The sequence below is a fragment of the Flavobacterium sp. RSSB_23 genome (assembly GCF_051547145.1).
Lineage (GTDB): Bacteria > Bacteroidota > Bacteroidia > Flavobacteriales > Flavobacteriaceae > Flavobacterium.
In genome coordinates, this window is record NZ_JBPTTO010000014.1 from 1 (window position 1) to 12,441 (window position 12,441).

Below are 12,441 nucleotides of genomic sequence, written 5' to 3' on the forward strand. Positions count from 1 at the left end.
TAAAAAAACCGCTTCAAAAAATTGAAGCGGTCTAGTCATTGCTAATAGAATAATTTACTCAACTACTTTTTCAAGTACTTCATAAAACTCTCTTGAACCAGAAGCAGGATTTATGTAACCATAAGATCTATAAATCTTATCTTTACCATTAACATCATCTTTAACAACAATATTTAATGGCCCTGTTACAGAACAAGCATTAGGCATATTCAAAGGAGTCTCCTCACAATTTATAACCCCTAAGCCATTTAATAATTGCGCAACACCTTGATAGACAACCGGTGTTCTAACTACAAGATTGGCATCGATTGTAAAATAATGAGTATTAGTTACACCCGCAAAAGGTCCAGCATAGCCAACATACTTGTATGTTGTAGCATCAACTGATTCTATAATACGTTCGTCACCATTCCAATCACCATTATCCACATTAATTCTCCAATAAGTACTTGCAATTACTTTGTATTTTCCAGCATAGCGTGTACCAACAGCAACTTTGGTCGTAGCGGCATTAACATTTTCTTTCCCTTTATTAGTATGCGCAACATACTTCAATGTCCAAGAATCACCAATATTTAACAAACCATCATTTGAAGAAATAGCAACTCCATCAACTTTCAAATCTTTAATAAGTTCGTTATAACTAAAATCAAAAGTAACATTTTGAACACCCATAGCTGTAGGCACATCAATTGTTTTCATTAAGATTTCGTTAGATGATTTACCAGCTATATTGGTAAACACCTTATAAACATCAATTTTAGTCGTAACATCTTCACTCTGATTCACACTAAAACTAGCTGAGTATTTGAAATCATTACCGTTACCAACAACATATCCAACCAGTTTAGAATTTACATCCACTAAACCACCTGTAACTGCATCACCAGTAAGCACATCACTATCTTCTTCACAAGAAATAATTCCTGCAACCACAATAAGTGACAATAAATATAATTTTATTTTTTTCATGTTTAAAATTTTAAAAATTTGTATTAGTTCATCCACCATAAAGGAGAAGTTAACTTATCACCACCCGTTAATGTTCCAACTGCAGCTTCATAATTCGCTTTATTTAAAGCTACCTCATTTGAATTATAATACAATCTTGTTGGTATTCTAGACTCTTTTGCATCAATTACTGGAGACAATGCAGGATATCCAGTTCTTCTCCACTCTGTCCAAGCTTCAAAACCTTGTCCAAATAATGAAATCCACATTTGCTCTCCAATACTAACCCTTGCTTGTGCTTGATTTGTGAAAACAATATTTGGTTGAGCTATATATGCTGCGCCTTCAGAAGAAATCCCATTGAAATCAAAACTTGCTTGAATTCCCTTGTTGTAATGAGCTAAAGCAGTAGCAACTCCTCCAGATATATAGCCTTCATTAGCCGCCTCTGCTAAGTAAAACTCAACTTGAGAATAAGACAAAATAACACCAGCCAAAGTAGGATTTAAATAAAAAGAACCCAATGCTGAAAAACCATTATAATTAGAAGTATTTTCCTCTCCTGGTTTATTACCTACATATAATCCTGCATTATTTTTAGCAGCTATCACAGCTAAACGAGGATCTGAATATGATTGCAATTTATTCACCAATACTGAACTAACCTTATACTCAGCTCTAGAACCGAAAACAATAGTCTCATAAATAGGATTAGCATCAGGCTGAGCAACTAAATATGTTAAATTTGCACTATCCGCATTTGAACTCATAAGATTACCAGAAGTAACCAAAGCAGCAACTTGTGAAGCCACATTAACCTTCTTAGAAATTCTCATTAATGCTTTAAGTTTTAACGAATTTGCCAATTTTCTCCATTTTGCAATGTTCCCACCATATATTAAATCTGAAGAAGCAGGAACAGCACCCTGTCCCTTAGCTAACAAAGCATCTGCTTTGGTCAACATATCCAGAATCCCAGTATATACAACTTCCTGACTATCATAAGCAGGTTTCAAAACTCCACTTTGAGCAGCTTCTGTAAAAGGAATTGGTCCAAACAAATCAGTTAAAATTTGAAAACCATTAGCCTGCATAATTAATGAAATTCCTTTGATACTTTCATTTCCTTCAGCATCTGCTAAAGTATACATAGATTTTGCGTCAGAAATAACTGAAGCATAAATATTATCCCAAATACCATCTATGGCAGCTCTTCTTGGAATATAACGCTCCTCATCATTGTATTGCACTTTAGACACATGTTGTCCCCAACACATTCCCATATCACCACCTTGTTGCATACCATATATCACATTTTGATTTACTCTAATAATGTTTCCTAACATTAAATGCGCAGGTACTTCTAGTGGATTATTTGGATCTGAATTTACTATTTCGAAATCTTTGTCACAACTTGCACTCAAAAGAGCCAAGGCAGCAACAAATAAAATTGATATTTTTTTCATAATTTTTTAATTATAATAATTAAAATTTAACATTTAAATTGAAACCAACATTACGTGTTGATGGAATCTGACCAAATTCTTGACCTTGCTCTCCATTATCACTACTAAATCCTGTTTCTGGATCAATATGTGGTGCTTTTTTATACAAAATTGCCAAATTAGTTGCAATTACAGAAAATTTGAAATCTTCAATTCCAGTACCTTTCAAGAATTTCTTTGGAAAACTATAGCCTAAAGAAATGTTTCTTAATTTTACGTAAGTAGCATCAAAAATAGCACTTTCTTCGATAGTGTTCCCAAATGAATTTTGATTAAATTCTTTTGCACTTACCACAACATCGTTTTTAACAAAACCACCATTACCATCAGATTTAACTCCGTTTCCAACAACACCTGATTCACGACCAATTAAAGTTTCTTCAAGTGTACCTGCATACCTACCCCAAGCATAAGTCATAGAATGAACATCACCCCCTACTTTTGCATCAATTAAAGCACTTAAATCAAAGTTTTTATATTTAAAACTAAAATTTGCTCCACCAGTCCAATCTGGAGTAATATTACCTAGAACTTTCTTTTCTGTCTCAATAACTGGCAAACCATTCTCATAAATAATATTACCTTTTGTGTCTTTTTCAAATCCTCTACCAACTAATGCACCATAAGGCAACCCTGGACGAGCTTCTAAAGTTACACCCCATTGACCCCCAAGAATATATGTATCTAGACCTCCCAATGATACAACTTCATTTTTATTTTTTGCAAAATTTAAATCTATATCAAAAGTAAAATCATCATTTTTAACTGCTGTTACTCCTAATTGTAGCTCTATACCTTTATTTGTCATCTCAGCCACATTATCCCATACACTAGTAAAACCTGTAGATGCAGAAACTTGAATTGGAATTAACAAATCAGAACTTGTTTTAGTATAATACGTTGCACCAAATCTTAGTCTATTATTAAAAGCAGTTAAATCAATACCACCCTCAATACCAACAACAGATTCTGGCTTAAGATTGGGATTAAACTGAGTAGCAGGTGTAGATGCCTGATTACCCCAACCATTATTATTTAAGTCATAAGTAGCATTCAAATTATATGCTGATAAAGCACCTGTTCCACCAACTTTTGACCATCCCCCTCTTACTTTTACATAATTTAAAGTAGATTCTTGTATTCCTAGTATTTCAGACAGAACTACAGAGGCTGATACCGCTGGATAGAAAAATGAATTATTTTCTTTTGGCAATACACTCGCCCAGTCATTTCTTCCAGAGAAATCGACAAACACAAAATCTTTATAAGAAACTTGACCGTATCCTAACACAGATCCGATTCTAACTTCATTATAATCATTACCATAAATAGGAGTAGAACCCGTTTTATTGTTAGATAAATTATACAAATTAGGTAATTCCAATGCAGCAATACTTCCAAAAGTTTGAGTTCTAGTTCTCTTCATTTTATTTCCAGCAACGTTAAATGAAAGATTAAAATCTTCACCAATCTGCTTTTTGTAACTCAATGTGGCTTCAGCATTTACTTCTGAATAACGCAACGTATTTTCATTATATGAACCATCACCAGCGCTATTTGTTCCTTTTGCCTGTCTTCCAGTTGTTCTTTGAGAGTAGTGATCTAACATAACTTTACCTGTAGCTGTCAAATCTTTTGTAATCTCATAGGTAGCAAAAGTAGACCCTGTTAATCTATCTCTATCATAAGTATTTATGTTAGTATCAAGTACCCAATACGGATTGTTTTGAAAATTATTATTCCAGTTTAATGGTGTACCAGCTGCAGCAGTTCCTGCAGGAGCTAAAGGTAAATTTCTCCAATCTTTTAAATCTCTAAAATTAACACTTCTTGCAGACCATATAAATTGTTGAGCAGCATTTTCATTATTATAACCTGCTGTTGGCAAGTTATTACTCTTATCATTAAAGAAAATCCCTGAAACACCTGCTGTTAATTTTTCACCAATTTTAATATTACCATTTAAACTAACATTAAACTTTTTAAAATCAGTATTATACAAAATACCTTTTTGATCTGTATTTCCTACAGACATTCTAAAACTTGATTCATCAGTACCTGCTGAAAAAGATATTGTATTAGAATTAGTATATCCAGTCTCATAAAAATCTTTTACATTATTTTTGTGAGAAACCCAAGGAGTCGCAGCCCCGCCATTCTTAAAAGAATCCCATTGTACAAAGCTTAAACCTTTATCTAAAGCTGGCCCCCAACTCTCATCTACACCATCATTAGTTCCTCCTCCAGCACCGTCAACAAACTCAAAAAAATCAGAAGTAGAACCTTGACCATATTTATTTTGAAAATTAGGAATAACTAATGCATTAGAAAATGTAAAGTTTGAATTAAAACTAACAGAACTTACACCTTTACCTTTTTTTCCAGATTTTGTTGTAATAATAATTACACCATTACTTGCTCTCAGACCATATAATGCAGCAGCATTTGGGCCTTTAAGAACAGTCATGCTCTCAATATCATCAGGATTAATACTAGCTGCACCGTTAGGTAAATCCCTTCCTCCTCCTGAACCAGCATTACCAGAAGATGAATTATCAAATGGCACACCATCAACAACAAACAAGGCTTGATTATTACCTGTAATTGATGAGTTACCCCTCAATACTATTCTAGATGAAGCTCCTACCGCACCTGAACTGTTAGTAACCTGAACTCCAGCAATTTTACCACTCATTGCATTAACCAAGTTACCCTCTCTAGCCTCTGTCAATTCGGCCCCTTTAATTGATTGAGCCGCATATCCAACAGCTTTTTCTTTTCGCTTTACTCCAAGAGCTCCAACTACAACTTCATTCAATGCTACACTACCATCTTTTAAAACTGCATTAAGTTCACTGGATGCCGTAACTTTTAATGTAACTTCATTCATTCCAACAAAAGAAAAAGTGATATTATCTCCAACACTAGCTTTAATTGAATATTTACCATCGAAATTAGTTTGAGTATTACTTTTACTTCCTTTAATCTGGACATTAACCCCTGGTATAGGGATGCCTGCATTATCAGTAACAGTACCTGAAACAGTCTTCTCTTGTGAGAAGACAAATTGCATTGACAAAGCCAATAGCAAAGAAAAAATCCATTTGAATTTTGATCTCATATTATATGTTTTGAATTAGTATTAACGCAAACATCTTAATATTTTACTAAAGAAACAAATTTATAGCAATATATTTTAACAATTTATTTACAATAAACACAACATAACAACATCTTTTAAAATGTTAAATTATTAACACAAATAAGATTTTTTAAACTATAAAAACTAAATAAACACAAAAAAACACGAAAAAACAACAAATTTAATTATAAATAGCATTTTTTTAACAATACAATACGACTACATTTTCATCCAAACTTTAACATTTAAAAAAACATAGTTAAACAAAACTAAAAAAAAACAGAAGCATATACAACGTAAAAAAACATCCATCAAATACAAATTATCCTTTAAAAACCACTCCTTTTTAGGGTGGTTTTTTTTATATCTTTGCGCTATGGAAAAAGAACATCAAATATTTGGGATAAGAGCCATCATTGAAGCGATTCAAGCAGGGGCAACAGTGGATAAAGTATATATTCAAAAGGAAGCTAGTGGCGAATTAATGAAAGATTTAATGAAGGTAATGAAAAGAGAAAACATTAATTTCTCTTATGTTCCTGTTGAGAAACTAAACCGACTCACACCTAATAATCACCAAGGTGCGGTAGCTACTATCTCTCCTATCTCCTTTTTTGATTTAGAATCTTTAATTGAAACAGTTCTTGAAAATGGTAAAAATCCATTATTCTTAGTATTGGATGGAATATCTGATGCTAGAAATTTTGGTGCTATTATTAGAACCGCTGAATGTACTGGCGTGAATGGAATAATCGTTCAAAAATCAGGTTCGGCGCCTGTAAATGGAGATACGGTAAAAACTTCTGCAGGGGCTGTTTTTAATATTCCGATTTGTAAAGTAGACCATATAAAAGATGCTATTTTCTTACTGCAAGCGAGTGGCATTACCACAGTAGCAGCTACTGAAAAAACAGAACAAAGTTTGTATGATGTAACACTTTCTGGCCCTACTGCTATTGTAATGGGAGCCGAAGACCGAGGTATTAATCCATCGGTTTTAAAAATCATTGACGAGAAAGCAAAATTGCCTATGTTTGGAACTATTGGTTCTCTAAACGTATCAGTTGCTTGTGGTGCTTTCCTATATGAAGCGGTGAGACAGCGTAGCTAGATTGTAGAAGTCAAATTTTAGAATACAGTTCGTGGTAGAAAATCACGAGTTGCTCAATATTAAAGGAATCAAGACTCTTGTTTTGGTTCCTTTTTTTGTGTGGGAACACAATCGTAATGAATAGGTAAATTGGAAGTAAAATACGCCATAATGGGGTCAACTTCCTCCTCTAACTCAGGTTTTGGCGGATTTACAAAATTGCCATTTTCGTCAAAACGTTGCATAAATTTATCTTGCGATGGGTCATAATCTGGGCGTTCCCATTCGTATTTATAGATTTTTTGATACTCTTCGGCTTTGAAAAAGATGGACAATAAAAACCCAGTGATAAAACCCGCCAAATGACCTTCCCAAGAAATGGTATTATCTACTTCAGGGAAGACATACCAAATCAAACCACCATAGACCAACACTACAGTTAAAGAGAGTGCTACTAAACGATAATATTGGGTTTGAATTCCTTTGAAGAAGATAAAACTCACTAAAACATAAATGAGTCCACTAGCACCAATATGATAATTAGGGCGACCAATAACCCAAGTAATAACACCAGACAAAACTATTCCGAAACAAAGAACAGCTAGCGTTTGCTTAGGATAAAAATAAGACAGGGCAGTCAACAAAACGAGTAATGGCAGGGAATTATTATACAGATGCAATAAATCGGAATGGATGAAAGGACTAAAAAGTACACCTTGTAAACCCGAGAAAGTACGTGGATAAATCCCATTTTTGTCAAAATCGAAATGGAAACGAACTTCGAGCCAGTAGACCAACCATATCGTCAATAAAAAAAGTAGCGGTAATAGGACTACGCGATTACGAAATTGAAAATGGGTTTCTTCCATAGGATAAATGCTATGCTATTGGTCTCTCAAAAATACATCCAAAATAGCGAAAATGCTAAATTGTCATACCTAATGTGTTGTGGTAGGGTTAGCCCAGATGGGAATGGAAAGCCCGGAGTGCCGCGCTCTACTTTTTTCTTGGCAGAAAAGAGCGACCAAAGGAAGCTCCTTTTATGCCTAGAAAAACAGAGCGCGGCGCGAGGACTTGTAATGTACAGCTGGATTGGCTCCTGAAAACTATAAAAAATGTTTATTTTTGTGGTATGGAAGCACCTTTAGCAGAACGCATTCGGCCACAAGCCTTGACGGATTATATTAGTCAAACGCATTTGGTGGGGCCTAACGGCTCGTTGACGCAACAAATTAAGAACGGAATCATCCCCTCACTGCTATTGTGGGGACCGCCGGGTACTGGAAAAACTACGTTGGCGCAGATTATTGCACAGGAATCTAAACGACCTTTTTATGAATTGAGTGCTATCAATTCTGGGGTGAAGGACATTCGGGATGTGATTGAAAAAGCCAAACAAAGTGGCGGATTATTTACAGCCAAAAATCCGATTTTGTTTATTGATGAGATTCATCGGTTTAGTAAATCGCAACAAGATTCACTTTTGGCGGCGGTGGAAAAAGGATGGATTACTTTGATTGGTGCTACGACTGAAAATCCAAGTTTTGAGGTGATTCCCGCTTTGTTATCGCGTTGTCAAGTGTATATTTTGAATGCTTTTACCAAACAAGATTTAGAATCTCTGCTGGAAAGAGCGATGCAAGCGGACGCCATTTTGGCCAGCAAAAAAATTGAGCTAAAAGAAACCGAAGCTTTGCTGCGATTATCTGGAGGCGATGGTAGAAAACTGCTTAATATTTTTGAATTGGTGGTCAATGCCTCGGCCTCGGAACCTATTATTATCACTAATGAACGGGTTTTGGAATTGGTGCAACAAAATACGGTTTTGTATGACAAGACGGGAGAGCAACATTATGACATTGTTTCCGCTTTTATAAAATCGATTCGAGGGAGTGACCCCAATGGAGCGGTATATTGGTTGGCACGAATGATTGAAGGCGGCGAAGATGTTAAATTCATTGCCAGACGGATGTTGATTTTGGCAAGTGAAGACATTGGTAATGCTAATCCGACGGCATTTATTATGGCTAATAATACTTTTCAGGCGGTGGCTACGATAGGCTATCCTGAGAGTCGCATTATTTTGAGTCAGTGTGCGGTATATTTGGCAACTTCCCCAAAAAGTAATGCTTCGTATATGGCCATTGGCACCGCTCAACAAATCGTAAAACAAACGGGAGATTTGCCTGTCCCGTTGCATTTAAGAAACGCTCCAACGAAATTAATGAAGGAGTTAGGCTATGGTGAAGAATACAAATATTCACACGATTACGCGAACAATTTTGCCGAACAAGAATTCCTTCCTGACGCGCTAAGCAACACGCCTATTTATGTTCCCGGTAATAATTCGAGAGAAAATAGTATTCGAGAATTTTTGAAGAATAGATGGAAGGAGAAGTATGGATACTGATAAAGTTAGAAATTAGAAGTTAGAGGTTAGAAGTAAATAAAATAAAAACGAGAATGCTTTGATTAATCAGCATTCTCGTTTTTTTATTTGTTCGGTTGGTATTCTAAACTAACTAAAACTTAATAGCTATTTTTTCAGACAGTAATTGCTCATTTTGATAATACTCAAAATACCACTCGTTGTCTTTTAAAAGTAAAGCTCCTTGAACGCCGTCTCTAACAGCCGTAAAGTAATCGCTTTTTGAGGTTTTGTATAATTTCATAACAACTTTTGGAGTCGTATCTACTAATTGATAGCCATTGGCTGTTGGCTGCGCATAATAAACGGTAGTATTGGCTGCGACATTAGTTGCTACTACAGTGCTAACAGGCGCACTAACATTGGATACAACTGGGACTGGTACAGCAACAGGCTTTGGTGTTGGAACTGCATTTGCATTTGCTGAAACTACAGGTGCTGCTCCCGGCGTATACTTATAATGCATCGCATTCAACGAATTAAAAGCCTCGTTTAAGGCTTCCGTGTATGCCAATTGATAGTCTTTTTCTTTGGTATAACCTGTAGTTGATTTAAAAATTTCTTTCCCGTTACAATCTTTCAATACAAAATACATCTTGGTGGCCAAAAAAGCTTTTACATTAATAACGTCAATATACAACAAACTGCATTTGTCGTAGGGATTAGGCTCTTCTGCATAAAACGCTTCAAAACCGGCTTTAGTCAAATTATACTTCGTTAGTGTAGAGACACGGTATTCATTTTGTTTTTTTTGAAAATCAAATTTCAATGGTACAATAACTGCTCGGAAATCATTGATTGATTGAGCAAATGAAAAACTAGTCAAAAGGGCGAAAAAGAATAAAAAACGTACTTTCATTATCATTATTTTTAAAGTAAAAAAACAGAGGAAAAAACCTTTTTCCAATTGGTTTAAAGTTACAAGAAATTTTGTAACTCTAATAAATGTTTCACTTGTTTGATTTCGGGGTCTACAGGAACCTGATTTGGATTGAAAAATATTGCTGATAAACCCGCATTTATGGCCCCTTTTACATCTGCATCGAGACAATCGCCAATCATTACACTCTGCTCCTTTTTGGTATTGGCCACTTCGAGTGCGTGCTCAAAAATAATGGGATTCGGCTTCTTAACCCCTGCCATTTCTGAATTGGTGATGGTTTTAAAATAAATTTCTAAATTAGAATTTCTAACTTTTTTATCTTGAACAGCAGCAAAACCGTTTGTAATGATGTGCAAAGTGTATTTCTTATGCAAGTATTCTAAAATATCAATAGTCCCTTCGAATAGAAAGTTATTTTCAGGCAACAAATCAATATAGTCAATTGCCATTTGATGAATTGCTGCGTCAGAAATAGCATATCCTAAGGCATCAAATGACAATTTCAAACGGTCATAACGCAATTGATTATGCGAAATTTGGTCATTTTGATATAATTTCCAACAAGCTTGATTAATTGGAATATATTTTTCTATAAATAAAGTTGTATCTACATCAGGATGATTTTTTTTGAAAATAGCATCAAAAGCCATCTCAGAATTTTTGTCAAAATCCCAAAGCGTGTGATCTAAATCAAAAAAGACATCGGTTATATTTTTTAAAAGCATACTATTATTTGAATATTCGTTTATCAAAAGGAAAATCAATCTGATCTGTAATTTGAATGTGTTTGAAATCCTGATGAAACGGATTAATTAAGAAATTAAAATCTCCTTTGACCACTGCTGAAGGTACTTTGAGTATCGCAAAATCATTTTGTTGAATAAAACGGTCTCCAATTACAGCTGTATGAAAAGAGGAAGGAAACACATTCCAATCCGATTGCAAATCAGCCATTTTGACTTCGCTAATTTCGATAGTGTCAGGAATAGCAATGGTTAGCATTACAAAATCACTTGGTAAAGTAGCTAATGACAAATGTACAACAACTTCCGCCATAGCAAGTGCTCTACTTTCTGCTGTGTAAATGATTTCTGTGCCTTTAGAATTCCATCTGGCACCACAAATTGAAGCGCCTTTACCTGACAACTCTATGGGATATTTCTTTCGGGCTAGTCGGAAAACTTCCATTACACAAAAATACCTTGATCGATTTTTACCATCTCTTGCAAGACCATTTCTTTACCGTAAGAATCTCGCAACAACTCAATTGGTTTTAGATTACCTAAAGCATATGAAGGAAGTGTTAGCCAGCTGTAAAACTGTTCCTCTGAATCAAAAATGGTCCTTCCAACACTAGTAACTTCTGCCAATTCTAATATTTTTTCGGATTGTAAGGGTTTAAAAACAAAACTATCCTTAGCACGACTACGCTGCAAAGATTTTGTAGATATTCCTAAGAAAAGAGCCCAATCTTCTTCATTAAAAGGTGTTTGTTCTTGAATCAATTTGAAAAAATCATAAGGAATCCCTTCGCGAATGGCGTGGACAATTAGCATTTTATTCTTTAAGAAATCGGCATACGTTAATTTTTTATTCAACACTTTGTAGCCACTACTTTGCTCCAATTTTGAAACAAACGAACGCACCATTGAATTGATAGCCGTTTGAGAATTTAATTTAATCGCTTCCATAAAAAAGACATTTGTCTGCAAATATAAGACAAATGTCCTTACTGATTGCAATTAATTATAATATTCCTTCATCAGCAAAGCTAAAATAACCGTGCTCAGTCACAATTATATGGTCTAAAACAGGAATATCCAACTGTAGACCTGCATTTTTAATTTTTTTAGTTACTTGAATATCGGCTCCACTGGCTTGCAGTTTACCTGACGGATGATTATGTGCCAAAACAATTGCAACTGCATTTTGCTCCAAAGCAATTTTAAATACCAAACGCACATCTACAATAGTACCAGTAATCCCGCCTTTGCTAAGTTGTGCTTTAAAAATAATCTTATTCGAATTATTAAGATAAACGACCCAAAATTCTTCGTGAGCTAACTCTCCTATTATTGGATACATTTCTTGATACATCACCTTACTCGAAGTTACTTTTACCAATTCGAGAGGATTTTCTTCTTTTCTTCGTCTTCCCAATTCTAAAGCGGCTGCAATTGTAATGGCTTTGGCTTCGCCTATCCCTTTAAACTCCATTAACTGAGCCAAAGATTGTTTCCCTAATGAAGATAAATTATTACTGACACTAGCCAAAATACGCTTACTCAGCGCCACTGCCGATTCACTTCTACTTCCAGAACCTATTAAAATGGCGACCAATTCGGCATCACTTAAAGCACTTTTGCCTTTGAGCATCATTTTTTCACGAGGTTTGTCATCTTCGGACCAATGTGTAATAGGAAAATTAGTTGCTTCCAAATG

The 12,441-nt window shown here is 34.9% G+C and carries 11 protein-coding genes; 2 read left to right on the forward strand and 9 right to left on the reverse strand.

Annotated elements, in window-relative coordinates:
* Positions 1 to 54 precede the first annotated feature (54 nt).
* Genes ACSVH9_RS14910 through ACSVH9_RS14920 form a run of 3 tightly spaced genes read right to left on the reverse strand, consistent with a single transcriptional unit; the run spans position 55 to position 5,577 of the window.
* Complete coding sequence (locus ACSVH9_RS14910; RefSeq protein ID WP_438064401.1) at positions 55 to 948, reverse strand: hypothetical protein; 894 nt, start codon at positions 946 to 948, stop codon at positions 55 to 57.
* A 47-nt stretch (positions 949 to 995) separates the two neighbouring features.
* A complete protein-coding gene (locus ACSVH9_RS14915) occupies positions 996 to 2,417 on the reverse strand; it encodes a SusD/RagB family nutrient-binding outer membrane lipoprotein (RefSeq protein WP_438064402.1) in 1,422 nt (473 codons plus the stop codon).
* Between the two features lie 19 nt (positions 2,418 to 2,436).
* Positions 2,437 to 5,577: a SusC/RagA family TonB-linked outer membrane protein gene (locus ACSVH9_RS14920; RefSeq protein ID WP_438064403.1), complete on the reverse strand. Its 3,141-nt coding sequence runs from the start codon at positions 5,575 to 5,577 to the stop codon at positions 2,437 to 2,439.
* 397 nt (positions 5,578 to 5,974) lie between these two features.
* On the opposite strand from ACSVH9_RS14920, the gene rlmB reads away from it, so the two are divergent.
* Positions 5,975 to 6,709 (forward strand): 23S rRNA (guanosine(2251)-2'-O)-methyltransferase RlmB, encoded by a 735-nt coding sequence (rlmB, locus tag ACSVH9_RS14925; protein WP_159687123.1) that lies wholly within the window; start codon positions 5,975 to 5,977, stop codon positions 6,707 to 6,709.
* Positions 6,710 to 6,777: 68 nt separating this feature from the next.
* On the opposite strand, the gene ACSVH9_RS14930 is transcribed toward rlmB, so the two are convergent.
* Complete coding sequence (locus ACSVH9_RS14930; RefSeq protein ID WP_438064404.1) at positions 6,778 to 7,557, reverse strand: rhomboid family intramembrane serine protease; 780 nt, start codon at positions 7,555 to 7,557, stop codon at positions 6,778 to 6,780.
* A 263-nt stretch (positions 7,558 to 7,820) separates the two neighbouring features.
* Here ACSVH9_RS14930 and ACSVH9_RS14935 point away from each other — a divergent pair, with 263 nt between their 5' ends.
* Positions 7,821 to 9,098, forward strand: a complete 1,278-nt coding sequence (locus ACSVH9_RS14935; protein WP_438064405.1) for a replication-associated recombination protein A — start codon at positions 7,821 to 7,823, stop codon at positions 9,096 to 9,098.
* A gap of 112 nt (positions 9,099 to 9,210) precedes the next feature.
* Here ACSVH9_RS14935 and ACSVH9_RS14940 read toward each other — a convergent pair whose 3' ends face one another.
* Genes ACSVH9_RS14940 through radC form a run of 5 tightly spaced genes read right to left on the reverse strand, consistent with a single transcriptional unit; the run spans position 9,211 to position 12,438 of the window.
* Positions 9,211 to 9,975, reverse strand: coding sequence for a hypothetical protein (locus tag ACSVH9_RS14940; protein WP_438064406.1), 765 nt, complete (start codon positions 9,973 to 9,975; stop codon positions 9,211 to 9,213).
* A 59-nt stretch (positions 9,976 to 10,034) separates the two neighbouring features.
* Complete coding sequence (locus ACSVH9_RS14945) at positions 10,035 to 10,724, reverse strand: YjjG family noncanonical pyrimidine nucleotidase (RefSeq protein WP_438064407.1); 690 nt, start codon at positions 10,722 to 10,724, stop codon at positions 10,035 to 10,037.
* A gap of 4 nt (positions 10,725 to 10,728) precedes the next feature.
* Positions 10,729 to 11,187, reverse strand: a complete 459-nt coding sequence (locus tag ACSVH9_RS14950) for an RES family NAD+ phosphorylase (RefSeq protein ID WP_438064408.1) — start codon at positions 11,185 to 11,187, stop codon at positions 10,729 to 10,731.
* Positions 11,187 to 11,690, reverse strand: coding sequence for a type II RES/Xre toxin-antitoxin system antitoxin (gene parS, locus ACSVH9_RS14955; RefSeq protein ID WP_438064409.1), 504 nt, complete (start codon positions 11,688 to 11,690; stop codon positions 11,187 to 11,189). The genes ACSVH9_RS14950 and parS overlap by 1 nt, the downstream gene beginning before the upstream one ends.
* Positions 11,691 to 11,745: 55 nt before the next feature.
* On the reverse strand, positions 11,746 to 12,438 hold the full coding sequence (radC, locus tag ACSVH9_RS14960; RefSeq protein WP_438064410.1) for a RadC family protein: 693 nt from the start codon (positions 12,436 to 12,438) through the stop codon (positions 11,746 to 11,748).
* Positions 12,439 to 12,441: the final 3 nt, after the last annotated feature.